Consider the following 25,259-nt stretch of genomic DNA (forward strand, 5'->3'; position numbering starts at 1 on the left):
TCAAGAAAATTTTAAAGAAAGAAAAACAATAAAAAAACTTACCCTCTTTGTATGAGGATAAGTATCTTCAAGTAAATAATATTAAAAAATAGATAATTCCTTGCTTGTCGCCAAAATCGTGGGCAACGCTTCCCTCTCTAAAAAATCTGAATCGAAAGCATTGGCTGGAATAGCCACGTTAATCGCAGCAAAAACTTCATTATTTCTATATACTGGTACAGCAACGGAAGAAACAGAGGCACGGAACTCCTTTTTCGATATAGCATATCCTTTTTCTCTGATTTGTTCCAATTCCTCCATGAATTTTTCTTTGGCTGTGTATGTAGTGTCTGTAAACTGCTCTAACAGGTTTCCGTTTTTAAATAAATCATTTATATACTGATCACTTTGAAAAGCTATTAGCAACTTTCCATTAGCCGTAGCATGAGCAGGTAATCTCAACCCAGGATTCACATTAATAGAAGTTAAACCTGGTATAGAGGCAACACCTACATAAACCACTTCTGTACCATCCAATATTGATAAATAACAAGAAGCCTTAATATCATCCTTTGCTTTCTCTAGATAAGGCTGAAATAATTGCGGGAAGCGCAAGCTGCTTAAATAACTAAACCCTAACTCCATGACCTTCGGTGTCAACTGATATCTTTTGGTCAAAGGATCCTGCTTTACGTACCCCATGTCCTGGAGAGTGAACATTAATCGATAGGGAATCGTACGACTTACATTAAGCATTTTTGAGATTTCAACTAAAGATAATGTTTCATGATTTTCATCAAATAACTTTATAACTTGTAGTCCTCTTTTTAAAGAATTTGCTATATATTTATCTTCTTTAGACATGTAAATACCACCCTTACTTCTTTTCTATGAGGAAGTCTTCAACTATTCCGTTAAATGAGTCGGGATCTTCCATATAGCACAAGTGACCTGTTCTCGGGATCAGCTGAAGAGTAGAATCCTGAAGCCGATCATGAATAAATTTTGAATCCTCAGGTGGTGTAATATTATCTAATTCTCCGCATATTACAAGTGTAGGTGCCGAAATTTTATTAAAAATCATTGTTTGGTCTAAGTTGTAAAGCGAGTAAGACACAGAACGGTAACCAGGCCCCCTTACTTGTGACATAATTTGTTCAGCTCTTTCTATCAACTCTTCACTTGCATAAGAAGAAAACAAATTTCTTGTTCTCTTTTTAGCCAAAGCTTCCGGACCTTCTACATCAATAGCATATATCCGGTTATTTAACTTTGCTTTATTTTTTGACTCCGTTACAACAGCAGCTCCCCTTGGAGGATCAGAAAGAACTAATTTATCAACTTTTTCTGCAAAACGATATGCAAAATCAATCGCAATGGCTGCCCCCATTGAATGTCCCAGTAGAAAAACGGATTTAATTTTTAATTTTTCAAGAACCTTATTTAATACATCTGAAAACTCCTGGAAAGTCTCAAAATCAGGGTGAGGATCTGAACTTTTCCCGTATCCTGGAGCATCCCACGCTATAACGCGAAATGATTTAGACAGTTCTTCTAATTGATTATCCCAAGATTGCGCATTATTTCCCAATCCGTGTAGAATAAATAAAACAGGACCATTGCCTTTCATTCGGTAATGAATCTTACCAAACTCTAATTGAACATATGGCATATTCCCCCTCCTTTCCGCAACATAGTTTTATATGCAAAACTTAATAAAAGTATATTTCTACAAGTAGGAAGTGTCAACCAATTTATTTCATTTGATGACAGTGTGTTTTTTTGGTTTTATTTACGTGTGTACCGGTCCCTATCCTTTTTTAATACTCCAGTACTTGTGGTCTGATCTCCGGCTCAACAGCTGATTCAGTGGCAATGGTAGGCGTTCCTACCACCCGCGGGAAGTCATCTCCCCTCATTCTAAATTCAACTCGAATGGTATATGCTGTATTCGGTTTCAAGTCCGTGATGGTATACTCGGAAGCCCCTCCCTCGGGATATTCTTCTTTATCATCGTACTGAACTCTAATATCAGTATGTCCCGCAATGTTACCCCAGGTAAGCGTAATCGAATTGCTTGTCGATATCGCACTCACTTCTACTATCTCTGTCCCTGGCTCCAGTCCGTTTATCGGACCTTCTACCGTTAATGTTACATCCTCATAACCGGCAGCCTTTATCGTAATCGTATACGAGCCTTCATCTGGAAATAATTCAGGGGTAAAGTCTTTCCTCTACATCCACTCTTGCTTTCACCGATGTGCTTTCTATTACATAATCCTGCTAATCCACTAATACCATTTCCTCCGAGCCTTTGAAGCCGCGAAAAGTAGTATTTCAGAAAATAACGACTCCATTGGCCGTATATGACGTTGTGAAATGGAGCATGGGATAAAATGACAGCATCATAGAGCACCTATGAAGCTGCGAAAAGATGTTTTGTGAAAAATAACAGCGCCGTAGTGCCCACTAACTCTCGATTCCAGCGCTCATTCTCTGGTTATAATCGAGTGTTTACGGTTGAAAGTACTGCAGGACAAATCGTATCCATTCCTTTGCAGCGTGAGACGGGTAGCTGTTTTTTCGCCAAATAATAGCGAGATCCCAGGAGAGTATCGGATTCGTTACTTCCAGGACAGCAACTCCCGCCAAGTCTGCCTTTTGACAAAGTGTCTCGGGGACGAAGGTAACCCCAAGGTTTTTTTTGGCCATCTCCATAAGAAAATCCCATTGGGTGCTTTCATGAATAATGTGTGGTTCAAATCCCGAACGAATACACCCTTCCCTCACCCGGTTATAAACGGAAAAACCTCGCTGGAACATAAGAAAGGGCTCGTTTCGCAGCTCTTCCATCCGTATGCGCTTTTTATTCGCCAGTCGATGAGCGGAGGAGACAATCAGCAACAGACGCTTGCGGACAATGGGATGGACCTCAAATAGGTCAGTTTCCACTGGCATAATGGCGATGCCGACATCAATGCTGCCTTCGAGGAGTGCTTCCTCCATAATTTTGGCCCCTTCCTCTTTAATAATCATCTCCGTATCAGGATAACGAGCTTGAAACGCTGCTATCACATCAGGGAACAAGGTGGATCCTATAACAGGAGGAAGGCCAAAACGAAAGCTCCCTTTTTTATGTGTTCTTATCTCATCAGCGACTCGTTCCATGTCGTCCGCGGCTCGTATGACTTGCTGGGCGTGTTTCAGCATCGTTTTTCCTTCTTCGGTTATACGCAAGTGCCGGGTAGAACGATCGAACAGCTTCATTCCCAGTTCTTCTTCCAGCTGGGAGATCACTTTGCTTAACGTTGGCTGCGAGACATGTAAGGCATGACTTGCTTTGGAAAAACTCTGTTCCTTGTTCACTTCTAAAAAGAAACGTAGTTGTTTCAATTCCATGTCGTCACCTTTATTCCTTTTTTGAATAAATATATGTTATTTATCTATTTTACTAATGTAAGCGCTATTAGTAAACTAGTAGTAAGCACGGAATTAATGAAACGAGGAGGTTATGTTATGTCAAAAGTGACGACGTCTTTTGAAGAAAGTGTCCGCTCCATTAAAGACGGGGACACGGTCATTGTTGGTGGATTCGGCCTGAGCGGCATTCCCGAAAACACAATAAAAGCACTGGCAGAACAAGGTACGAAAAATCTGACGGTGGTGAGTAATAACTGTGGTGTGGACGATTGGGGTCTTGGTCTGCTGCTTCAAAACAAGCAAATCAAAAAAATGATTGCCTCTTACGTAGGAGAAAACAAAACGTTTGAAGCGCAATATTTAAGCGGAGAACTGGAAGTAGAGCTTGTACCGCAGGGCACACTCGCAGAGAGAATCCGGGCTGGGGGTGCAGGTATCCGTGGATTTTACACACCCACCGGAGTAGGAACACCGATTGCTGAGGGGAAAGAACACAAGGAATTCAACGGAAAAATGTGCCTGCTTGAGGAAGCCATTACCGGAGATGTTGCCCTAGTAAAGGCATGGAAAGGCGACACTTTTGGGAACTTGGTATATCGCTATACTGCCCGTAACTTTAACCCGATCGCGGCAGCAGCCGGCCAGCACACAATCGCAGAAGTGGAAGAGTTGGTGGAGCCAGGCGATATCGATCCAAACTATGTCCATACTCCTGGCATCTACGTTCAGAATATTATAAAAGGGGAAGCTTTTGAAAAAAGAATTGAAAAATTAACCGTACGTCAAGCTTAAAAAGGATGGTGAGTGAGAATGAGTAATGCTCGTGAGAATATTATTTCCCGTGCTGTTCAAGAAGTAGAAGATGGAATGAACGTGAATCTAGGAATCGGCATGCCAACGTTGATTGCAGATCGCATCCCCGCTACAAAAAGTGTTTTTTTACACTCGGAAAATGGTTTACTCGGCATTGGACACTATCCTCTTGCTGGGGAAGAAGATGCCGATTTGATCAATGCCGGTAAGGAAACAGTTACCGCCAAAAAAGGCGCCTCTTGCTTTGATAATGCCGAGTCGTTCGGGATGATCCGCGGCGGTCATATTGATCTGGCAATCCTCGGTGGCATGGAAGTTTCGGAGACGGGTGATTTGGCGAACTGGATGATCCCCGGGAAAATGGTGAAAGGCATGGGCGGTGCGATGGACATTGTCCAAGGGGCCAAGAAAGTAGTCATCATCATGAACCATGTGAATAAACAAGGACAATCAAAAGTCAAATCCCGTTGTGAGCTGCCCCTAACGGGAAGTAATGTTGTCGACCGTTTAATTACGGATATGGCCGTGTTTGATTTCACTGATAAGGGCATGGTGTTAAAAGAGATTTTACCAGGCGCTGATCTTGAGTCTGTGCGAGCTCATACGGAAGCATCTTTTCAAGTAGATAAGGCTGTCTATCTGAAGGAGGAAGCCTAAGTGAGCGGGGAAAATATCGTCATCGCAAGTGCTGTTCGCACCCCTATTGCTACCTTTCGTGGTGCGTTTAAAAACGTCTCCGCAGTGGATCTTGGTGCCGTCGTTATCCAATCGGCTCTTGAGCGTGCCGGTGTAAAAAACGACCAAGTCGATGAAGTAATCATGGGCAATGTCCTGCAGGCCGGGATTGGGCAGAACCCAGCCCGGAATGCAGCACTGCAAGCTGGCCTTCCTGAAACCGTCCCGGCTATGACAATTAATAAAGTGTGCGGGTCCGGCTTAAAGGCCGTCCACCTCGCTTCCCAAGCCATCCAGACAGGAGACGCGGACATTGTCGTGGCCGGCGGGATGGAAAACATGAGCCAGGCCCCCTATTTGGTAAAAGGTGCACGCGACGGATTTGGAATGGGAGATCAGAAGCTCGTCGACAGCATGATTGCGGATGGTCTCACCTGTGCAATGGAAGGGTACCACATGGGAATCACAGCCGAAAATATCAACGAACGATTCGGCATTACACGAGAAGAACAAGACAACTTTGCAGCCCGGAGTCAGGAAAAAGCCACATATGCCCAGGAAAATGGCGTGTTTGCAGAAGAAATAGTTCCCGTTCCCGTGCCACAGCGGAAAGGCGATCCGCTCGTCGTAGAACACGACGAAGGCATTCGCCCAGGAACATCGACAGAAAAACTTGGGAAACTGCGGCCGGCTTTCCAAAAAGACGGAAGTGTGACGGCAGGGAACTCCTCCGGGATTAACGACGGAGCAGCTGCTCTTGTTGTCATGAGCGAAAGACGCGCGCAGGAACTCGGCATCACCCCGCTTTGTCGTATCCGGTCCAACGCAAGTGCTGCCATTAACCCAAGTGTCATGGGCCTCGGCCCCGTCACGGCAACCAAACGCGCACTAGAGAGAGCAGAAATGTCAATAAGTGACCTTGATTTAGTAGAGGCAAACGAAGCATTTGCTGCTCAATCTATTGCCGTCCAGCGGGAATTGAACATTGATCCGGAACGCTTGAATGTTAACGGAGGAGCTATCGCGCTTGGCCATCCCATTGGTGCAAGCGGAGCTCGTGTCCTCGTGACTCTCTTATATGAAATGAAACGACGCGGCAGCGCCACCGGTCTTGCCACTCTCTGTATTGGCGGCGGGCAAGGTGTCGCAACCGTGGTAGAGCAGCTCTAGCATGGTGCTCTCCAGAAATCGCAAAGAAAAATTTTTACAAGATAAGCCGTCAGATACACTTCACTCATTACATGCCAACCCAAGAACCCCTGGGTTGGCATTTTTCGTTTTTGCGTGCATTAAAGGAAGAGAAGGCCTATTGAAATGGGGATAATGCTGTAGATCAGTGTAATAACACAAAAACCAATAATATCTCTTACTTTAAGACCGGCGATCGCAAGAAGGGGTAACGTCCAAAAAGGCTGGATCATGTTTGTCCAGGAGTCTCCCCAAGCAACTGCCATTGCCGTTTTTGCCGTATCAACCCCTAATTCGATCGAAGCGGGGATCATAATAGGGCCTTGAACTGCCCATTGTCCCCCTCCAGAGGGAACGAAAAAGTTTACAACCCCTGCACTTAGGAAAGCAAACAGTGGAAAAGTAAATTCATTTGAAATGCTAACAAACCATAACGACATTTTCTCCGACAGCCCTGAGGCGACCATCATCCCCATAATACCTGCGTAAAATGGAAATTGGATAATGATCCCGCCGGCATTCTTGACCGCGTCGGAAACACAATTGAGAAAACGACGAGGCGTTTGATGCAGCAAAATACCAAGAAATAAAAATATAAAGTTCACAATATTAATGTTTAAGTCAAAACCGTTTTGTACGAAATGAATCACAATAAAAACAAGACCCATTGCTCCAACTAAATAGGAGAGGATGCGGCTGTTTTCCAATCGAGCGGCAGGCGTAAGGTCCTCATCAGCAGGAGTATCTTCTTCCGGCTCCTTATTTGAAGCGGGCTCAGAAGCAGCTGCCATTTGTTCTCTTGACAGGATCCCCGGGTCATTCGTAGCGCTTAATAATAAACGGTTTAAAATCGGCAATGTGACGAGTAGTACAAGTACAATAAAAATGTTGGCAGTAGAAAATAACGTTTCCGTAATAGGTATAATGCCCACAAGGTCTTCTGCAAAGTGGTCAGGAGTTGCGATTGTTAAAGGAATTGAACCAGAAAACCCTCCGTGCCAAAGCAAGTATCCGCTGTAGGCACTGGCAACAAGCAACCGGTAATCGACATTCGGAACCCTCTGTATAACATGGCGGGCAAACAAGGCACCGATCACGAGTCCAAATCCGTAATTTATTAAACAGGCCACTCCCGCTACAAATGTTACGAGAAGGATGGCTTGTCCAGGAGTGTGAGCGAGCTGGGCCAATTTGGATAAGAAAGATTTTACAATCGGAGTGTTAGCTAGTATATAACCCGTAACAACAATAAGGGACATCTGCATGGCAAATGCTAGTAAATCCCAAAAGCCATTTCCCCAATACTCCACCATGTCCATCGGGGAGCTTTCTGTTATGCCAAACCCTAGAACAAAGACAATTAATGTTAACAGGACTGCAAATAAATAAGCGTCTGGCAAGTACCTGCGTACGCAGCGGTCGATAAAAACAGTAAGGGCTTTTAACATTTTTCACTCGACCTCCTTTAGTAAGTAATTGTTAACGGCATCCCTTCCCTTTCTATTCTGGATGCCTTTTTCCGTACGGTGCAGCTTGCTCAAAAGCATGTCCAATACGAAGCACTTCAAAATCAGCACGGTGCGGCCCGACAATTTGGAGCCCGAGTGGTAACCCCTCCGCTGTGAAGCCTCCCGGAACAGACAAAGCAGGGTTTCCGACAGCCGAAATGTAATAACAAGAGCGCATCCAATCCAAGTACGTTTCCATAGGTACACCGTCGATGCTTTCTGGATACTCCAAGTCAGCATCAAATGGAGCAACCTGACTAACTGGTAAAAGCAAGGCATCGTACTTCTCGAAGAAGAGCCGCATGCGATGGTACAGACGTTGACGCAACATTTCTGCTCTCCCAATATCTACGCCTCTCAGCTCCTCGCCCTTTCTAAAATTCCAAACAAAACTAGGTTTTAAAAGAGTTTGAAAGCGGTTAAATATTTCTCGATAAGACATTTCAAATTCCCAGGCCCGAAGAACTTGAAAAACTTCCTCTGCTTCTTCTAATGGAGGGCAATCTTCTACTAACTCGCAACCCAGATCATCAAATATCTTTACTTGTTTTTCAAACACTTCCTTCACTTCCGGATCTACAGGAAGGATTCCGCCGAAATCTGCCGACCACGCGATACGCAGACCAGAGATATCTTCATCAAAGGGTTCAAGAAAAAGCGAACCGGGCTCTTCGATGGAAAGCGGAGACTTTTCATCCGGACCGGCTAGTACTGACATCATAAAAGAAATGTCCTTTGTGTTTCGGGCGATCGGCCCTTGAACGCCGAGGGAAGAATAAATGGCGGGCTTCGGGTATGTAGGAACCCGGCCTGGCGAAGGTCTTAATCCAACCACATTGTTAAATGCCGCTGGGAAACGAAGCGATCCGCCCATATCACTTCCATCTGCAAATGGAAGCATACCTGCTGCTACAGCAGCTGCTGCACCGCCACTGCTCCCTCCTGCTGTGCGGCTAAGGTCATATGGGTTACGGGTAACACCGTATACTTCATTGAAAGTATGAGCACCTGCCGCAAACTCCGGCACGTTTGTTTTCCCAATAACAATGGCTCCCGCTTCCTTTAACCTTTCAACAATCAAATCATCCTGTTGCGCCACATTATCTTTTAAAGCGAGAGAACCGCTTGTGGCTGGGAATCCTTTTGCATTATGAGTATCTTTTATGGCAATAGGCAGACCATGAAAGGGTCCTATTGATTTACCTTCCGCAAGATGCTTGTCTGCTTCTTCTGCCTGAGCTAAGGCTTCTTCTGCCTGCAAAGACACAATTGCATTTACTTTTGGGTTTACCTGCTCGATTTGAGTAAGGAAAGCTTCCATTACCTCAACCGCCGATAATTCACCACCCTTAATCGCAGAAGCGAGTTCTTGAGCCGACTGAAAACAAATAGTCAATGTCTGTTCCTCCTCGTTGTTTAAGTGACAACTTTCAAAAAAATAGAATTAATACAACTTTATCTGATAAAGTAATATATTGCAATAGTTTTTTAATAAATAATATTCTTAATGTTAATCGACAGATACCCAAGTGTCATGAGACTTGGTCCCGTCACGGCGACCAAACGTGCACTAGAGAAAGCAGCATGGTCAACAAGTGACCTTGATTTAATCGACGCAAACGAAGCTTATGCTGCCCAATCTATTCTTTTAACTACGTCAATGCCACAAAAAAGGCCCTGCAGAGATTATCTCTCCACAGAGCTTATCCTTTTATACGTTCAGACATCGGCCCTGAAACTTGTTTTTAATACTCCAGTACTTGTGGTCTGACTTCCGGCTCTACAGCTACATCAGTGGCAATGGTAGCCGTTCCTATCACCCGCGGGAAATCATCTCCATTCATTCTAAATTCAACTCGAATGGTATATTCTGTAGCCGGCGTTAAGTCCGTGATGGTATACTCGGAAGCCCCTCCCTCGGGATATTCTTCTTTATCATCGTACTGAACCCAAATCTCATTATATCCCGCAGTGTTATCCCAGGTAAGCGTAATCGAATTGCTTGTCGATGTCGCACTCAATTCCACTGTCTCTGCCCCTGGCTCCAGTCCGTTTTTCAGTCCTTCCACCGTTAATGTTACATCCTCATAACCGGCAGCCTTTATGGTAATCGTGTACGAGCCTTCATCTTGAAATAATTCAGGATTAAACATTATAACATGATCCCCATCTATATCAACTTCTTCTGGTATATCCTCTATTGCATAGTCCTGCTGATCGTTTAATTTCATTCCCTCCGAGCCATCAGGCCCCACCAGAGTAATCTCTGAAATTTTATCTCGCCAGGCTTGGTTATTATCTCGGAATACATATGGCAAGACGGGGATGTTTTCGTCTTCAATCCTTTTTAAGTCAGGCGGCAATAGCAGACTAGGTACAACTACCGTGTTTGATGGTCCGCTTTCCAGCTCGCCTACTGTCTTCGTCACATAGTAGCTTTTCCCATCAACCGGTACAATGAATTCCCCATTTTCATAGACTGCGTCCGCTACCTTAGTTTGTTCATTGGCATGATACAAGGTGTACGTGACATCCGGCTCTAGACCTTCTATCTTAATAAAATATTGATCCCCATCCTCGCTCCCGCTGCCTAATATCATCGGGGCATTCGGTAGGGCGGTTACGCTATCTGATGGTTCACTTTCCTGTCCCCTCACTGTCTTCGTCACATAGTAGCTGTTCCCATCAACCGGTACAGTGAATTCCCCATTTTCATAGACTGCGTCCGCTACCTTAGATTGATCATTGGCTTTGTACAAGGTGTACGCGACATCCGCTTCTTCATCTTCTTCTATTGTAATATAATAATATTCTCCATCCGCGCTTCCTGAAATCGTCGGTGGCTCCGGTTTTCTCGCAGCAACAATTATATTTGACCGGTCACTTTCCTGTCCATCCACAGTCTGCGTCACAGAATAGCTTTTGCCATCGGCTGGAACGATAAAGCGGCCATCTTCATACACAGCTCCCTCTACCGCTGAATCAGCACTGGCATCATACAAAGTGAGAATAGCCCCTGAGGCGATCCCTTCGACTACAATATAAAACTCATCTCCGTCCGCACTTCCTGTAAGCTGCGGTGCGGTTGGACGGTCTGGTTCCTGGTTTACATTTTCTGTAGCCACTATATTCGATCGTTTGCTTTCCTTACCAGCTACTATCTGCGTCACATAGTAGCTTTTGCCATCTGCCGCAACGATGAAACGACCATTCTCATATACCGCACCTTCTACCACTGATTCACTGTCGGCGTCATACAACACCAGTGTCGCACCCTCGGATACCCCCGATACTTCAATATGGTACTGATCCCCGTGTATACTCTCTGTAACATCAGGCGGTGATGGGGGTTGTGGCTTCGGGTCTGGTTTTGGGTCCGGTTGTGGATTTGGATCCGGCTTATCAGGTGTGCTTCCGGAACCTCCTCTATCTCCAGAGCTTCTTCCACTACTCCCTCTGTCACCAGCTCTACGTGGCGAATAGGTATTCACTTTCGGCACATTCGGAATAGTGTCTAACACGTCCTCCATCCTTTTTCGTGAGATGGCTTCTTTAGCAGCCCTTTCTTCTAATTCCTTTTTTCTATTCATTGCGTCTTCCCGCTGTTGCGCAAGTTGTCTTTCCAATTCCTGAAGATGTTCACGTTTCCGTTGTTGCAGTAAGGTGTTTAGCTCCTCCTCTCTCTTATTTTGATTAATCCCTTCCATTACATTCTGTTGCAGCTGCAGGAGTGATTCTGAGTACCTGTTCCTTCTCATCGACTCCAGCAAGTCGGTTGGGTCATTTCCCTGTTGTTCGAACCGGGTTGCATATTCATTTGCGAGGCGATCTTCTTCTTCCGCCTTATTCCTCATATCATGTAAAATTTCTGCCAATATTTCTGCTTCCGTCTCAGAAGTGAAATCAATAGGGTCTAACTTTCTCACTTCACTATTTTCGAGGGATGACCCATTTTGTCTTAACGTTTCATTCATACGGAGCTGTCTTTCGGTCTTCTCATCCCCGGGGTTTGAAGGTGATCTGGCGCCAACAATGCCGTCAAAAACATTCACCGTTGTTCTTCCAGATTCAGGGTCTATCCTGACTAAAAATAGTGTTCCGTGCGCTTCCATCATGGCTGTTTCGGTTCCAATTACATACGAATCATTTTCCCCCGTCAGCCCCTCCACGCTGTTCCATACTGCCCCGTCCACGACGTCCACTTGTATCTGTGTTCCTTCTTCCTCCTTCCGTAAATTGGAAAAGACGACTTTCGTGTTTTTTCCAAGCGTTATTTTGGAGCCATTTTCAAAAAGAATGTTGGCTGTTCCTTCTCCTTCCGTTCGAATCGTATCCCCTTGAGAGACCACCATCGCCTCTTCCGCCTTGAATTCACGTGTCCCCCCTTTTGATAAGAACGTGTCCCCATGAACATAACTGATAGATGCTTCTAACATGCCTGCTTGTTCTATCGGATCTTTATTTCTTTCCACTTCCGTCACTTGCAACGTCCGATAAATAAAACTGGCGAATTGACCATTGGTAACTTCTTTTTCCGGCATAAAATCTCCGTTATTTCCCGTCGTCACACCATTACTGTACAAATTGCTGACATAGTCAAACGCCCAATGATCCGGCTTCACATCTGGAAAGGGGTGGGTTCCCTTTCGTTCTAAATCAAATGTATTTACTAAAATTTTCGCCAACTGTGCTCTTGTTAAACGCCCCTCCCCGTCAAATCTGCCGTCCTTTCCATCGAATATCCCTACTTCATAGGACCACACGATCGGATAATAATTGGCGTTTTGCGGGGAAACGTCAGAAAAAGTGTTTACCTTGTATACTCGTTCTTCCTCAAAACTATTTCCGTATAACGTATACAACATATTTACAACTTCATTCCTGGTAATACTGCTGTTCGGTGCAAAAACACCCCCAGTCTTGTCACCATACACACCCGCTTTATGCAAATACATGATGCTCTCATAATGACTGCTGCTTTTTTTAACATCCTTAAAAGACTCTTCCGCTTCCACCCTTTCATAATGTGTCATCGAGAACAGGCAACATACAACGGCGAAAAACATCCCCAGTTTTTTAACCATTTTCCTAACTCTCATTCCACCTTCCCCGTGTTTTCGTCTGAACCATTCTCATTATAGAACAAAACACAGAAAAATTGTTTGAATTATTAAATTATTTTTAAGTTATCTGTGTTCTTCCTGCCCATTTTGCAGACAATCTTTCCGACAATCTTTCCTGCAATCTTTCTGACAATATTTCTGACAATATTTCCGACAATATTTCCCCATTATTTAAACGAAACAAGACTAAACAAAACAAAACGAAACAATACATCTTTGATTCTATGTTTACGGATATGGATCAAGAGGGGGGATGTAGAGGAGTACAGCAACACTTCGCCACTAATTAAATAACTATTGGTAATATTTTTAAAATTTGATTGCTTATTGCACAACTGTGTACTATACTCGAGTTAGCCGGTGGGGAGACCTATCGGCTTTTTTTATTCCCAATCGGAACCGACGCATTTCACCGGCCCTGAATGCCTCGGTTGCCTAGGGAATAAGCGACTATCTTGGGAAAGGAGGTGGCAAACATGGCAGCTAAAGAAACGTATGCAGCCCGCTTGAACCTAACGTTTGACATGGGTTTGGATGACGACGGCAAAACGATGACCCGCCGCACCGGCTATCCGTGTAAAATCGACGCGGAAGTCGACGCACTCCACGCAGTAGGCGCCGCTTTTTCAACGCTTACCGACAACCCGATCATCAACGTATCTCTCACCGAAAACAGTAACATTTTTTAGTAACAAAACGCTTAAAAAAGCGCGTCGGCGGGTACCAGCCAGCCAAGAGGAACCTCTCCTAACAGCCTTTGCACAAAGATAGGGTGGAGGCGGTGCCCGCACGGACGACGCTCGTAAAAAAACGTTTCCACACCACTGTAACAAAAAATCAGAAAAGAGGGAAAGAGAATGCCAGAGAAAACACTAGAAATGCGTTTTGTAAACGAGGAAAAACGAATTGTCACCATCCGTCTGCCAAGCCCGAAAGAGAATATAACATCACAGGAAGTATCCGCTGCGATGGACGAGTTGCTTACCCACTCCGTCTTTTCCGGCAGTGCCAGTGTGCTCGCATCCAAGGAAGGAGCACGCATCGTCTCCCGTGCCGTTGATCCGATTCCGTTATCGTAACCAGGTAAAAGACAGGCAGTCAGTACAAGCGGCTGCCTCCTTTTCCAACCAACAAGGAGGTGAACAAGATGGAAGAACTGATCGCCCTGATCTCAAACGTCGGCTTTCCGATCGCCGTTGCCTCGTACCTGCTCATCCGGCTCGAACCGGTTGTCAAAGACCTGCAAGCCTCCATATCCAGCCTGGCCGTGATGATCGGAAAACAAAACGAAGCCACCGTACAGCAAGTCGGAGAGCTCCTTGAAGTCATCCAGTATAACGAAAAATCTAAGTAACACCCAGCTCCCGGTAAACAGGGAGTTACATAGGACCTCTTCTCCAATAAAAGGAACGGTACACGAACGGCAAAAAACAAAAAAGCCTGCAGCGTTGTTCTCTCCACAGGCCATGCTACTAAAAGGTTTTTGCTAGCCAGTCACGTTTTCATTTTATCCAATTGTTTCTCCGCCATTTCCCCGACCACCGGCAGCTTGAACCACTTGCCTTGGTAAGCTTTGATCATCAGAACAACCCAGAGAATGACAGAAAGCGGCGCCAGGATGATACTAATCACCCACCCAATGACAGGGATAGCGGTTAAGACAAAACTTAGGACAAACAAGAACGCAAAAGTAAAAATCGACTGTAACGCATGGAAACGCACAAACCGGTTTTCCTTCTCTAACAGAATGAAGACAATTCCCGTGATCACACCAACTAAATAACATAAAAGACCCGCAACATTTTCATCCAATCCAGAAGAAGTGGCCGCTTGACTATTTTCTGTTTGCTTGGCGGCAGCAGGTACTTCTTCTTGTGATACCGGAGGCTTCTCGTCGTTATTGTCTCCCATAGTGTCCCCCCTTGTCGTTTGTCACATGTAAAAAAAGGCAATACCTCTTCCATGCCCTGTATACATATGCAAAGGCACCGGTGGATATGAGCAGTTTCTGCTTATTGGGTGAAATCTTCTTTATCCTCGACATCTAGAGCAGCAACCCAGAAAAAAACTAAGAGCCAAACGACTCTCCGCCATGTAATAGTTATGGGGTCTGACCCCGCTCCTTACTATACTATTGTAAAAATATTTTTTATATTTTACTTTATTTGTATGTTATGCTATATTTTTCTTATTATTTATTTATAAGGTCTTAAGTCTCAGAAGGTATTGGAAAATATCCGTTTTTTCTTTCACTCACAAAATAAAAAGCAAGCAAGGTGATCAAAATGGTTCGTTTGTCCCCCACGCCACCCAATGCTCCTTTCATACTTTTTGATACAAGTCCTTTTTCCAAAGGTTCTGTGATTGCTCAGTCTTTTCCTTTCCTGCAAGAGGTTTCGTCAAATCTTTTTGAAGAAAACATTGCCCCAGATCATTTTAATGATAAACTCTTATATTATATTTCAAGTATCAGCATAAAAAGAGTTGAAGAACTTTTACGTTTTTGGGGAAGGAAACAAAATTCCACTTACACCGTCATTGTTAACCTTCAGAAGAAAGCAGACGTTAGTACTCTTATTCAGTTAGGATGTAATCATTTTCTATTTGAAGAAACAAAAACCATAGAAGACTGGATCGACGAGTTGAAACAGGCAATGAGCTTCCCGAGTTATCTTCCATTGGACTATCAAAAGTATTATTTAGACCACGTACAACACGCATATTTGGAGCAGCTTCACGAACAGCAGGCTGACTGTAACCAGCTTTGGGACAAGCTATCTAAGCGAGAGATTATGATATTATCAAAACTTATTGAAGGAAAAAGCAACAAACAAATCGCGCATGACTGCCATTTAGCTGTTTCTACCATTCGTGACCATATAAGTGAACTTCTACGAAAATTAGAAGCGAATAACCGTACCCACTTAATCAGAAAATCAGTTGATATTGGACTTTTACATCCTCCTCTTGTTCTAGGTCAGTCCCCGGCTACTACCCTTCTCGTTCATTCCTAGAGTCAAACTAAGTCTTCGTGGTGTGACTGTATAAATAATGCTTTTTATACCGATACAAAAGTATTAAAAATCTAGCAGACTCTGCCGATATACTAGTTAAGAAAATGAATAAGAAAGTGTCGTAAGTAATCGAGGAAGCTAGGAACAGTCATGTCCACATGGGCACTTTTCATGACTGGGAGCGAGTAGTGCAACCGACCTTGTGTTTTTTTGAGGTCGGTTTTTTTCATGGGTAATTTTACACATTTAGAAGAAAGGAGTATCTTACATGAATGAACTAAAAAAAGAAGTGGAAGAATGTCGGAGAAAAATGACAGAACTTTACGAACAAGTTGGAGATTTTACAGACGTGCGTGTTGTCCAGGTCAGTCAAGAATTAGATGCCTTATTAAACGAGTTTCTTTTATGCAACAATCACGCTAGACGCACCCCTGCGCCACTATACATAGAAAAGGAGGAATGAGGTATGTGGGGGGTACGGGCATTCGTCCCATTATGTTTCCTACTTCTTTGCGCGTGCGCTCAAGAACAGAATGTTCCTCGTATCGAAGAAACTAACCAAACAGCGAAAGCGGAGATGGTACATACAGAGCGGATCCACATGCACGGTATAGGGGATCAGGTTGATGTTAATGGCTTGAAAATGACGTTACACGGCATTCGTATCAACGATGAGGTGTTTGATCACATGAAACCAGACCATGATCGTTACATAGCCGTAAAAATGACAGCAGTGAATCACACAGAAAAAAGCATACAGATCGATCCCTTTTCTATCTTTAAACTCCGTGATGGATCCGGCACTTCCTATAACGTTCTCTGTCTCATAGACGGTCTCAGCCAACTTTTTGAAGGAACCTTAAACCCAGGTGACAAACTTACAGGTGAAATTCCATTCGACACTTTCCAAAGCGATACATATGAACTACATATCAACCTCTCCAACAACTTTGGGAACAACAAAGCCGTTTGGCTCTTCACCAATCAAGATATCAAAGGAAAGCCATGAGCGCAGCACCAAGGTATTCTGCCTTTTTTATCAACTTAGCCCAATTTATTTACGTTGCTAATAAATAGTGTGTGAATCCTTAAGCCCTCTGGCTTCTCCTGAAACTATCCCACTACAAAAGTCACCTTATTTCATAAAATACCTTTAAGTGCCGGGTATTTGTGTCGATATAAAACGTGTCAGAAAATGTAACAGCAAACGGACAGCACAAAGGAGCCAGTTGGCTGTGTAACACAACTTAGAGGGGGAGAAAAATGGATAAAACATCGTTTATTGGGATTGTGCTTGGTTTTGTTGCTATATTTGTTGGCATGGTCATGAAGGGAGTCAGTGTGGAAGCGCTTGTAAACCCAGCTGCCTTACTGATTATCTTTCTTGGAACAGCTGCCTCCGTGTTGATTGCATTTCCGTTAACCACGATCAAAAAAGTGCCAATTTTACTGAAAATCATTTTTCAAGAAGAAAAGCCTGCCGATATTAACGGACTTATTGACCAATTTACCGAAATGTCAGAATTAACACGACGAGAAGGAATTTTAGCTTTAGCGGAACGAATTGAGAAACTGGATGACCCATTTCTAAAATCTGGTTTGCAGATGGTTACGGATGGTCAGACAGCAGATTTTATTCGAGATGTGTTGGCGGAGAAGGTCGATGCCATGGAAAAAAGACATCAGAAAGGGGCGGCGATTTTCACGCAAGCAGGTACGTACGCACCGACTTTAGGGGTGCTCGGGGCTGTCGTAGGTTTAATTGCTGCCTTAGGAAACCTCGAAGACATGGAAGTGTTAGGACACGCTATTTCCTCGGCGTTTATCGCTACATTATTTGGTATTTTTTCCGGATACGTACTCTGGCACCCATTTGCGAATAAGTTAAAGGAAAAATCGAATAATGAAGCCCAACGGATGAACGTCATGATTGAGGGAGTCCTCTCCATTGTGAACCAGGAATCGCCGTTAATTATCAAAGACAAGTTAAGCTCTTACCTTCCGTTAAATGAGAGATCAACAGGTAAGGAGCAGGTGAAGGGCAATGCGCAAACAGAAACAGCATAAAGAAGAGCATATCCAGGAATCATGGCTCTTGCCGTATGCCGACATGTTAACCCTGCTACTCGCCCTTTTCATTGTTTTGTTTGCTATGAGTGAAATCGATGCGGAGAAGTACGAAGAATTGGCGACCGTATTAAAAGGGGAACTCTCCGGGAGCAATGGCTTTTTAGAACAGAATCAGAGTTTGCAGCAGCTCCCTCACCGAACAGAGGAGTCCGCCACTGACGATGCGAACAAACAAGAGCTTGATGAACTAAAAAATTTGCAACAAAACATTAATACCTACATTGAAAAGAACAGCCTCTCTGACGTCCTTGAAACAAGGTTAACAGGAGAAGGACTTATGATCGCCATTTTAAATGATGTTTTTTTTGATTCAGGAAGCGCGGTCGTAAAAGAAGAAGGAAAGACGATCGCAAAAGAGATGGCTACCTTTCTAAACACCGATCCGCCGCGTCAAATCATTGTAAGCGGACATACCGATGATAAGCCTATCCACACACCAGAATTCACGTCGAACTGGGATTTAAGTGCGATGCGTGCCGTTAATTTTATGCGTCTCCTGTTAGAAAATGACGGACTGGAGCCGGGGCGTTTCAGCGCAAAAGGATACGGAGAGCATCAACCAAATGCCCCGAACAACAGCAAGGAAAATAGAGCAAAAAATCGACGCGTGGAAGTCCTGATCCTGCCGAATTATGTTGAAACCACGGGAAAAACTGACCGTGGTCTCAGTGATTCATAAGCCTTCTTTACATAATGAAGGAGAGTGATTTGTATGCTACATTCATCAAAGCCAGCAATATCGGTACCTTCTACTTTATTGGAAATGATCACAGCATCTATTGAACATGTCATTCCACTAAGTGTCACAGTAGAAGCGGTCCAACCGCTCGAGCAAGTGTTAACCTTGCGTTTTGGTGTCCTCATCGGCATCACCGGGGACATGAAGGGAAAGCTTTTGTTAACCGGAGAGTCGTCCGTGTTCGGTGCAATCGGAGAGACCATGTTTGGCATGCCGATTGAAGGAGAGATGCTGCATTCATTCAGTGGAGAACTGGGGAACATGATTGGCGGCAACTTTTCAACGAATCTCATGCAAGAAGCGATCAAAACGGACATCACGGCTCCGACCATTATGCAAGGTGACACGAGCCTGTCCGGGTACGAAAAAGCATACCGTCTTCCCTGTACGTTCGCAGACGCCGGAACCATGACGATTTACATGCTACTGGACGAAACGAATAGGAAGCGTGAGACCTTAACGAGACAACAGATCCGTACTATTCCTCCCGAGTGCACAGAGAACCACGAAGAGCCTAAAGTAAGTTTAGAAATTGAACAGCGAATCAGAAGAAATGGTCGCATCCATCTTTGAATCACGAAGAAAATGAACGTGGAAAGAGAAAGGAACCAGTAGAAATGAAACAAACAGACATCCTGCTTGAAAGCGGTACGAATGAATTAGAAATCGTCATGTTTCATATAGGAAAAAGTACATTTGGCATTAATGTGTTAAAAGTGAGAGAAATTATTCAAACCGTAGACGTAACCGAAACCCCGAATCAACATGAACATTACGAAGGGATTATTCATCTGCGGGAAGAGGTTTTCCCGGTCATTGATCTTGCGGGCGTGTTGGGCTATCCCCCATCTGAAAACCCTGAAAAGGACACGTTTATTATTGCAGAGTTAAATAAAATGAAAGTGGCCTTTCGTGTACAAGAAGTCACACGGATTCATCGAATTTCCTGGGAGAATATTGAAAAACTAGGCGGTCTTGCAGATTGGAATAACACCCATACGATAGGCGTTGTAAAAATGAAACAGGAGATGGCTTTGTTACTGGACTATGAAAAAATTGTTATGGACATTTGTCCAGGATCGGGGTTTCCCGGCTATTCCCCCGAAAAACGAAAAGAAAAAGATCGTTCGAATAAACATATTCTGGCTGCAGAAGATTCTTCGATATTACAAAAAATGTTAAAAGACACGTTGGAAGAAGCAGGATACACCATCACTCTTTTTCCCAATGGAAAAGAAGCCTGGGAATATATCAACTCCCTGTTAGAAGAGAAAAACAGCAACTATCCAGATCTCATTATTACAGACATCGAAATGCCGCAAATGGATGGCCACCATTTAACGAAAAAAATAAAGGAACATGCGATGTTGCGCGACATACCCGTAGTCATCTTTTCTTCATTAATAACGGACAGTTTGTATCACAAAGGAGAAAACGTGGGAGCTGACGCACAGATTAGTAAACCAGAAATAAATAAACTCATCGATAAGATTGATCAATTAATCCTTTAATTGGAACAACCGGAAAAAAGAGTCATCACGGGGACATCGCTCCTTTTTCACAGAGCTATCCCCCTGATTTTAATAGAAACCTCACTAAAATTATATTCATCATAGTCAATCACTTCTAATGGTTTTCTATAAAACATCCCTTCTCTCTTTTTCCCATTTGTTATCCCCCATTACGTCCTTCTATAATAGTTTTCTATTTTAGCAGCTCCAGCACCCCTTGTGGCAATTGATTCGCCTGAGCCAGCATAGCTGTTGCCGATTGATTTATAATGTTATTCTTAGTAAACTCTGTCATTTGCAGAGCCATGTCAGCATCAGCAATCCGTGACTCGGATGCTGTTACATTCTCATTGTAATTCCCTAAATTGTTATGAATGTGATCTAACCGGTTTTGATAGGCTCCATATTTTGTTCGTTCCTTTGAGATCGTTTCAATCGCTTGGTCTACTTTGTCTAAAGCTTCTAGAGCGTCTTCCTGGGATGTTACCTTTACGTCATCTAGCTCAAGAGCAGAGGTACGTGCATCCGTTAAGATCACCTCAAAACTCTCTCCCTCATTCGCTCCTACTTGAAGGATGATGTTTTGCCCGCTCGTCGTTTCCGTGTCTTCTCCCATTCCTGACAGAGTCACTTCCCAAAGCGTCCCAAAATCCCCATCTGTTTCATCAGAATGAAACACGATCTTATTTCCATCTGATGACCAGGAAGGATGGTGATTATGACTATGTTGGTCAGCCGTTTCCATAGGTGCAGTTAAGTTCTGCTGATTACTTCCATCAGCATCCATGATAAATATGTCTTCAGCATCTGAGAAAACTATCTTACTTCCGTCAGGTGAAAACACAGGCTGCTGCCCCTCTGCCACCTTTCGATTTTCTGTGCCATCTTGATTCACTATATATATATCTTGACCTTTCTGGTACACCACCTCTTTTCCATCCGGAGAAACAGAAGGAAAAGCTAGACTGGTGTCTTCAACAATCATTTCTCTTTCCTTTGAGCTTACATTTATTTTTTCTATCCCTTTGTTTGAACTAAAATAAATAAATGCATCATCAGCTGACCAGGAAGGGCTTGATTGATAAATAGAATGTCTGTAAGTCACATCATCAGTAGTCGTTAATTGTACGCTACCCGTTCCATCATCATTAGCCATATATAAATTATCCTCACGAATATAGGCCACTCTCTTCCCGTTACTGGAAAGCGCTGGCGCAAATCCTTCTAAGTTAGGAATCTCCTTCCCATTATCATCAGGATCGCTATAATCCTTCTTGTATATTTTAGCGTTAGTGCCCGTCGTATCGTCGGCACCCGAAAATACGATTCGCTTTTCACTCCAGCTAGGAGCAGTATCATACCTGGAACCAAATGTTAGCTGTGTCTCTGAACCATCTACTATTGTTACTTCTTTCGTTTCCGTAACCTCAGCTGTTCTGTTTAGTAAGGGAATCGTATTAAACTCTGTGTGGTTTGCCACATCATTAATCCCATGCTTGATTTGCTCTATTTCTTCCTGTAATTGGTTACGATCACTCTCTGTCAACGTATCATTCGATGCCTGTACCGTTAACTCACGTGTTCGTTGCAACATATTGTGAATACTATTCAACCCGGCCTCAGCCGTCTGTACCAATGACACACCATCCAACACATTACGGTCCGCCTGCGTCAACCCGCGTATCTGTCCCTTCATTTTCTGTGATATAGCCATACCAGCAGCATCATCACTTGCCCTGTTTATCCGCAAGCCAGATGACAGCTTTTCCAGCGTGTTAGACATTTTTTGATTATTTTGAGCTAATTTATTGTAAGCATTGAGCGCTGGAATATTATTATTAATAATCATAGGAACAACCTTCCCTCCACATAGTCCTTAATAACTATATCGGAATGAAATCTCCTATTCTTTAGGCTAGAGAAAAAAAGATGCAAGAATGACTTGATACATAGACCTAACTCCTCGATCAAAAATTCAGGGACAGTATTTCCATAAAAAGTGGTATTGACGAAGATCCTAAACAAACAAGAAAAAACTCTGCGAACGTCGACTGCTACGTCTCCGTTATTACATTGTTGTCGTTTCTGTCTGGCTCTGCATACCCAATATGATTTATAAATATGTCACATAATCCTTTACTCTTTTCCGTAGAATAGTATCTGGAATCATCTAATGGTTTTGGCGGCTTCCTCGTCATGAATTTCCACCTCCCTATCGATCGTATGATCAAGTTGTTTCGCGATTAATGCTTCTTCTGTCCATGTATTCGTTTCATAGTATCCAGTACTAGGGTCAAATGCTTGGTAAAACGTTTGGCCATGTCGCCTAATTTTATGGTAAACCAAAAATAATGCGTGGTTTTTACAAGGTAAATGAAATCCACACAGAAAAAGCAAATGATTTTGACGGAATTTTTGTTGCTCAATGTAAAAAAAAAGAGAGAAATCTAAGTCTGTTTTAGATTCCTCCCATCATCCCATTTAAATTGTAATTTTACGCTTCTAACCTAGATCGATTCATATGCCGGTCGTAAAATCAACCCAAAGGAAAGTCCTTCTAACAACCTATTTATTCTTGATGTTGGACTAACACCTCTTGTACTTTTTCTACTGAATAACCAGTCAATTCAGCTAATAATTCTAAATCAAGACCCTTTTTGGCTCCTGTTAAAATGACTTCTACCTTTGTTGCTTCACTTCCCTTATATTCCGCATAATCAATCTTCGCTTCTTCATCAATAATTTTTTTCAGACGAGACTCATAAGCAATGATGGAGTCAGGAGTTTGACTTAGTTCTTCCCAGGCACTAAAAGCATCCCTTAACCGTTCATCTGTCATCGCAAGCGCCTCCAATTCTTTATAAATTTCATTGTACACTCTTTGTTTTCTGGCATCTACCATGCCTAGTAAGAGTAACCAACGGACTAAAATATCATCGAATGGATCTAACTTATTCTCATGCCATAATTGAATAAACTTCCGCATTTCAATGAGATGAATTTCTAACACATCGTCCTTCTTTTCGAGCGTTCCATCGTCGAATCTTCATAAAGGTGATATGTGGTATGATAATGGGCTGTTTCGAATAACGTAAAATCGCAAATATTAATGGTGATCGTTGGAGAAAGTGTGTGATAACCCTTCCCACGTTGTAACTGGGATCCATATAGTCTGGACCAGTAATAAAGCGTTCGCTTCATCATGTCGTTATTATTTGACAACTGCATCTCGACGTTGATCAAATTTCCTGCTAGCGTGCGTACCACAATATCTAGACGAGATTGTTTGTCTGCCTCATACTGACCGCCATACTCTTGATTAAGGAACATGATTTTTTTAATCGTATCACGTCTTGTACGTTTTAGAATAGCGTTGAGGAATACAACCGTAATTTCTTTATTCTTCTCACTGCCGAACAATTGCTGCGGGTATAGATATACTTTAATATCCATTGCCGGTGTTCCTGGGGTAATTCTGAAGCGACGGTTCGCGTCATATAAAATGGGCATGAATGATAGCCAGAATTTCCGCTGCAATTCCAATGATCACTAGGATATCCCCTGTTCGCTCTTGTTTGTTTTTGCTCATCATGAATCACTCCTTCTTGGCTTCGGCCTGTATCTTTTGCTTAAAGCTTCTCAACGGCTGCTTGACGATCTTCGTTCGAATGATGAAGATAGTACCTAGCGGTAAGAGCCACAGAATGATGTTCCAACAAAGCCGGTACCATCGACAAGTCTGCCTTTTTTGCCAAAAGGCGTGAAGCGTATGTTCTTCTACATTTGTGGGGGTAAACCTGAAACGTCAGTTCCCTAGATAATCTGTTACATAGGCGATTAACAGTGTCTCGGTGCAACTTAGCGGCACGTTGGGAAAGTAACAAATAGGAGCTTTCTGCAAAGCGGCTTTCCCTCCGTTCTCCTCTTACGTAACTTTCTATCTGTTCCAGTACATCAGCCCGTAGTGGCAATTCTCGAATTTTCCCACCCTTCCCTGTGACTTGAAGGGTTCCTGTCAATCTATCAATGTCCCGTGTCCGAATATTTATTAATTCACTAACACGGACCCCGGTGTAGAGCAGAATATAAATTATCAGCCGATCCCTCTTCTTTGCTTGATTATGCATATGCATCATTAATTTATCTACTTCCTCATCCTTCAACACATCGACATATGAGTTCATTACATGCTTTCGATCTCTTTTGGGGTAAACAAATGGTTCTATACTCTCCCCCATGTGTTTGAAATACAGGTAGAGTACTTGAAAAGTGTTTATGGCTTTGTTGATAGTAGCAATGGCAAAACCATCGTTTCGCATGGTTTCCAAGTATCTTTTTACAAGGGAGCGCGAAAGATCATGTGGGGGTTGGATTTGCTCTTTAAGAAAGAGCCTTTTGACATCATGTACATAAGACTCAATCGTTTTGCAGCTTTTTCTTCCCGTTCCAACCATTTCTGAAATCCTTCCAGGATCTCTTTTTGTTTTTCCGTAAGTAGTAGCTCCTGATTCGTTGACATCGACCTCTCCCTTTCTTATGAATGAAAAACCACCTATACCGTCATGGCATAGGTGGCAATGGTTTATGAATCGGCAAAGTAACGGTCTAAAGCGTCATTCACAAGTCGCGTAATGCTTCTGCGAGTACTATATTTCTCCTTTTCTAATCGTTCTTGGTTCTCTATAGTAAAGTAGATGGTTTTTCGTACATGACTCTCGTCAAATGTTGGGGGGCGTTTCATATTGTTGGTTGGCACATGGGGATGTCGATTGCTTTTAAGACTTTTTTCCATAATCGGCGTCTCCGTTTGTTGTGTTTGATTTTTATCCTTTCGTTCTCCTTTTCCTGCGTCTAGTGTCTCGGCTTCTTCCTCTTGATCCAGCGGAATCACAGTGACAGGTTGTTGTACAATCGGGGAACGCACCTTCTTTTTCTTCACATAATAAGCCATACTTCTCCCTCTTTCTTTTTCAGATATACGTCGACTACTACGTCTCCGTTATTACATTGTTATCATTTGCGTGCTGATTTTTTTTACTTTTTTCATAGCGCAGGGAAATGAAGGAGAGAAAGCTGTGTCCAATGGTAGGTTATCGTGTTTATGGCATTCTAAAAATGTAGGTTTCGGAAGGCCTTCTATGTTGGTTGCCCAAGAAGGT

General features: G+C 43.2%; 29 protein-coding genes, 1 pseudogene and 1 riboswitch. Of the genes and pseudogenes, 14 read left to right on the top strand and 16 right to left on the bottom strand.

Translation table 11 applies throughout. The features are described 5' to 3' along the window. Window positions 1-81: 81 nt before the first annotated feature. The 5 genes and pseudogenes from LOR49_RS12155 to LOR49_RS12170 form a co-directional block, all read right to left on the bottom strand. Window positions 82-843, bottom strand: coding sequence for an IclR family transcriptional regulator (locus LOR49_RS12155; protein ID WP_240377004.1), 762 nt, complete (start codon window positions 841-843; stop codon window positions 82-84). Between the two features lie 13 nt (window positions 844-856). After that, a complete protein-coding gene (locus tag LOR49_RS12160; RefSeq protein WP_240377005.1) occupies window positions 857-1,651 on the bottom strand; it encodes an alpha/beta fold hydrolase in 795 nt (264 codons plus the stop codon). Window positions 1,652-1,799: 148 nt separating this feature from the next. After that, window positions 1,800-2,075, bottom strand: a complete 276-nt coding sequence (locus LOR49_RS12165) for a fibronectin type III domain-containing protein (RefSeq protein WP_240377006.1) — start codon at window positions 2,073-2,075, stop codon at window positions 1,800-1,802. Window positions 2,076-2,132: 57 nt separating this feature from the next. Beyond that, window positions 2,133-2,189 (bottom strand): annotated as a pseudogene (locus LOR49_RS17740) (hemoblobin-interacting domain-containing protein); the annotation flags it as partial. Window positions 2,190-2,493: 304 nt separating this feature from the next. After that, on the bottom strand, window positions 2,494-3,372 hold the full coding sequence (locus LOR49_RS12170) for a LysR family transcriptional regulator (RefSeq protein ID WP_240377007.1): 879 nt from the start codon (window positions 3,370-3,372) through the stop codon (window positions 2,494-2,496). 123 nt (window positions 3,373-3,495) lie between these two features. Here LOR49_RS12170 and LOR49_RS12175 point away from each other — a divergent pair, with 123 nt between their 5' ends. Genes LOR49_RS12175 through LOR49_RS12185 form a run of 3 tightly spaced genes read left to right on the top strand, consistent with a single transcriptional unit; the run spans window position 3,496 to window position 6,057 of the window. Then, complete coding sequence (locus LOR49_RS12175; protein WP_240377008.1) at window positions 3,496-4,191, top strand: CoA transferase subunit A; 696 nt, start codon at window positions 3,496-3,498, stop codon at window positions 4,189-4,191. Window positions 4,192-4,209: 18 nt separating this feature from the next. After that, on the top strand, window positions 4,210-4,869 hold the full coding sequence (locus LOR49_RS12180) for a 3-oxoacid CoA-transferase subunit B (protein WP_240377009.1): 660 nt from the start codon (window positions 4,210-4,212) through the stop codon (window positions 4,867-4,869). After that, window positions 4,870-6,057, top strand: coding sequence for an acetyl-CoA C-acetyltransferase (locus LOR49_RS12185; RefSeq protein WP_240377010.1), 1,188 nt, complete (start codon window positions 4,870-4,872; stop codon window positions 6,055-6,057). Window positions 6,058-6,176: 119 nt separating this feature from the next. Here the strand turns inward: LOR49_RS12185 and LOR49_RS12190 are convergent, their stop codons facing one another. Next, window positions 6,177-7,523 (bottom strand): short-chain fatty acid transporter, encoded by a 1,347-nt coding sequence (locus tag LOR49_RS12190; RefSeq protein ID WP_240377011.1) that lies wholly within the window; start codon window positions 7,521-7,523, stop codon window positions 6,177-6,179. Between the two features lie 52 nt (window positions 7,524-7,575). Then, window positions 7,576-8,979 (bottom strand): amidase, encoded by a 1,404-nt coding sequence (locus tag LOR49_RS12195; protein ID WP_240377012.1) that lies wholly within the window; start codon window positions 8,977-8,979, stop codon window positions 7,576-7,578. A gap of 138 nt (window positions 8,980-9,117) precedes the next feature. On the opposite strand from LOR49_RS12195, the gene LOR49_RS17745 reads away from it, so the two are divergent. Next, window positions 9,118-9,354 (top strand): hypothetical protein, encoded by a 237-nt coding sequence (locus tag LOR49_RS17745; protein WP_420830449.1) that lies wholly within the window; start codon window positions 9,118-9,120, stop codon window positions 9,352-9,354. On the opposite strand, the gene LOR49_RS12205 is transcribed toward LOR49_RS17745, so the two are convergent. Next, the gene (locus tag LOR49_RS12205; protein ID WP_240377013.1) at window positions 9,329-12,682 is read right to left on the bottom strand and encodes an S-layer homology domain-containing protein; all 3,354 of its coding nucleotides are present in this window, start codon (window positions 12,680-12,682) and stop codon (window positions 9,329-9,331) included. The two genes, LOR49_RS17745 and LOR49_RS12205, sit on opposite strands and share 26 nt — an antisense overlap. A gap of 500 nt (window positions 12,683-13,182) precedes the next feature. Here LOR49_RS12205 and LOR49_RS12210 point away from each other — a divergent pair, with 500 nt between their 5' ends. The 3 genes from LOR49_RS12210 to LOR49_RS12220 all read left to right on the top strand — a co-directional run bounded on the left by LOR49_RS12210 (window position 13,183) and on the right by LOR49_RS12220 (window position 14,060). Beyond that, entirely contained in the window at window positions 13,183-13,395 is a 213-nt protein-coding gene (locus LOR49_RS12210) for a DUF1659 domain-containing protein (RefSeq protein ID WP_240377014.1), read from the top strand. Between the two features lie 168 nt (window positions 13,396-13,563). Further along, the gene (locus LOR49_RS12215) at window positions 13,564-13,785 is read left to right on the top strand and encodes a DUF2922 domain-containing protein (RefSeq protein ID WP_240377015.1); all 222 of its coding nucleotides are present in this window, start codon (window positions 13,564-13,566) and stop codon (window positions 13,783-13,785) included. A 68-nt stretch (window positions 13,786-13,853) separates the two neighbouring features. Further along, the gene (locus tag LOR49_RS12220) at window positions 13,854-14,060 is read left to right on the top strand and encodes a YvrJ family protein (protein WP_240377016.1); all 207 of its coding nucleotides are present in this window, start codon (window positions 13,854-13,856) and stop codon (window positions 14,058-14,060) included. Window positions 14,061-14,200: 140 nt separating this feature from the next. Here LOR49_RS12220 and LOR49_RS12225 read toward each other — a convergent pair whose 3' ends face one another. Beyond that, window positions 14,201-14,617 carry a DUF4870 domain-containing protein gene (locus tag LOR49_RS12225; protein ID WP_240377017.1) on the bottom strand — a complete coding sequence of 139 codons (417 nt, stop codon included), beginning with the start codon at window positions 14,615-14,617 and terminating at the stop codon, window positions 14,201-14,203. 374 nt (window positions 14,618-14,991) lie between these two features. Between LOR49_RS12225 and LOR49_RS12230 the strand changes: the two genes are divergently transcribed. The 7 genes from LOR49_RS12230 (at window position 14,992) to LOR49_RS12260 (ending at window position 20,100) form a co-directional block, all read left to right on the top strand. After that, the gene (locus LOR49_RS12230; protein WP_240377018.1) at window positions 14,992-15,720 is read left to right on the top strand and encodes a LuxR C-terminal-related transcriptional regulator; all 729 of its coding nucleotides are present in this window, start codon (window positions 14,992-14,994) and stop codon (window positions 15,718-15,720) included. Window positions 15,721-15,844: 124 nt separating this feature from the next. After that, window positions 15,845-15,929: riboswitch (cyclic di-GMP riboswitch) on the top strand. A 59-nt stretch (window positions 15,930-15,988) separates the two neighbouring features. After that, complete coding sequence (locus tag LOR49_RS12235; protein WP_240377019.1) at window positions 15,989-16,183, top strand: aspartyl-phosphate phosphatase Spo0E family protein; 195 nt, start codon at window positions 15,989-15,991, stop codon at window positions 16,181-16,183. Between the two features lie 3 nt (window positions 16,184-16,186). After that, entirely contained in the window at window positions 16,187-16,729 is a 543-nt protein-coding gene (locus LOR49_RS12240; protein ID WP_240377020.1) for a DUF4352 domain-containing protein, read from the top strand. 254 nt (window positions 16,730-16,983) lie between these two features. Next, window positions 16,984-17,787, top strand: a complete 804-nt coding sequence (gene motA, locus LOR49_RS12245) for a flagellar motor stator protein MotA (RefSeq protein WP_240377021.1) — start codon at window positions 16,984-16,986, stop codon at window positions 17,785-17,787. After that, window positions 17,765-18,529, top strand: a complete 765-nt coding sequence (motB, locus tag LOR49_RS12250; RefSeq protein WP_240377022.1) for a flagellar motor protein MotB — start codon at window positions 17,765-17,767, stop codon at window positions 18,527-18,529. Before motA ends, motB begins: the two co-directional genes overlap by 23 nt. A gap of 33 nt (window positions 18,530-18,562) precedes the next feature. Beyond that, a complete protein-coding gene (locus tag LOR49_RS12255; protein ID WP_240377023.1) occupies window positions 18,563-19,162 on the top strand; it encodes a chemotaxis protein CheX in 600 nt (199 codons plus the stop codon). 44 nt (window positions 19,163-19,206) lie between these two features. After that, window positions 19,207-20,100 carry a chemotaxis protein gene (locus LOR49_RS12260; RefSeq protein WP_240377024.1) on the top strand — a complete coding sequence of 298 codons (894 nt, stop codon included), beginning with the start codon at window positions 19,207-19,209 and terminating at the stop codon, window positions 20,098-20,100. A 193-nt stretch (window positions 20,101-20,293) separates the two neighbouring features. Here LOR49_RS12260 and LOR49_RS12265 read toward each other — a convergent pair whose 3' ends face one another. The 7 genes from LOR49_RS12265 to LOR49_RS12290 all read right to left on the bottom strand — a co-directional run bounded on the left by LOR49_RS12265 (window position 20,294) and on the right by LOR49_RS12290 (window position 25,051). Beyond that, window positions 20,294-21,949, bottom strand: coding sequence for a flagellin N-terminal helical domain-containing protein (locus LOR49_RS12265; RefSeq protein ID WP_240377025.1), 1,656 nt, complete (start codon window positions 21,947-21,949; stop codon window positions 20,294-20,296). 317 nt (window positions 21,950-22,266) lie between these two features. Further along, on the bottom strand, window positions 22,267-22,446 hold the full coding sequence (locus LOR49_RS12270; protein ID WP_240377026.1) for a hypothetical protein: 180 nt from the start codon (window positions 22,444-22,446) through the stop codon (window positions 22,267-22,269). A gap of 223 nt (window positions 22,447-22,669) precedes the next feature. Continuing rightward, window positions 22,670-23,110 (bottom strand): PD-(D/E)XK nuclease family transposase, encoded by a 441-nt coding sequence (locus tag LOR49_RS17515; protein ID WP_338021144.1) that lies wholly within the window; start codon window positions 23,108-23,110, stop codon window positions 22,670-22,672. Continuing rightward, entirely contained in the window at window positions 23,104-23,553 is a 450-nt protein-coding gene (locus tag LOR49_RS17520) for an Rpn family recombination-promoting nuclease/putative transposase (RefSeq protein ID WP_275899648.1), read from the bottom strand. Before LOR49_RS17520 ends, LOR49_RS17515 begins: the two co-directional genes overlap by 7 nt. Window positions 23,554-23,729: 176 nt before the next feature. Beyond that, window positions 23,730-24,284 carry a tyrosine-type recombinase/integrase gene (locus LOR49_RS12280; RefSeq protein WP_240377027.1) on the bottom strand — a complete coding sequence of 185 codons (555 nt, stop codon included), beginning with the start codon at window positions 24,282-24,284 and terminating at the stop codon, window positions 23,730-23,732. A gap of 152 nt (window positions 24,285-24,436) precedes the next feature. Next, window positions 24,437-24,619: a hypothetical protein gene (locus tag LOR49_RS12285; RefSeq protein ID WP_240377028.1), complete on the bottom strand. Its 183-nt coding sequence runs from the start codon at window positions 24,617-24,619 to the stop codon at window positions 24,437-24,439. A 63-nt stretch (window positions 24,620-24,682) separates the two neighbouring features. Beyond that, on the bottom strand, window positions 24,683-25,051 hold the full coding sequence (locus LOR49_RS12290; protein WP_240377029.1) for a hypothetical protein: 369 nt from the start codon (window positions 25,049-25,051) through the stop codon (window positions 24,683-24,685). Window positions 25,052-25,259: the final 208 nt, after the last annotated feature.

The sequence above is a fragment of the Bacillus piscicola genome, assembly GCF_022458745.1.
Lineage (GTDB): Bacteria > Bacillota > Bacilli > Bacillales > Marinococcaceae > Alteribacillus_A > Alteribacillus_A piscicola.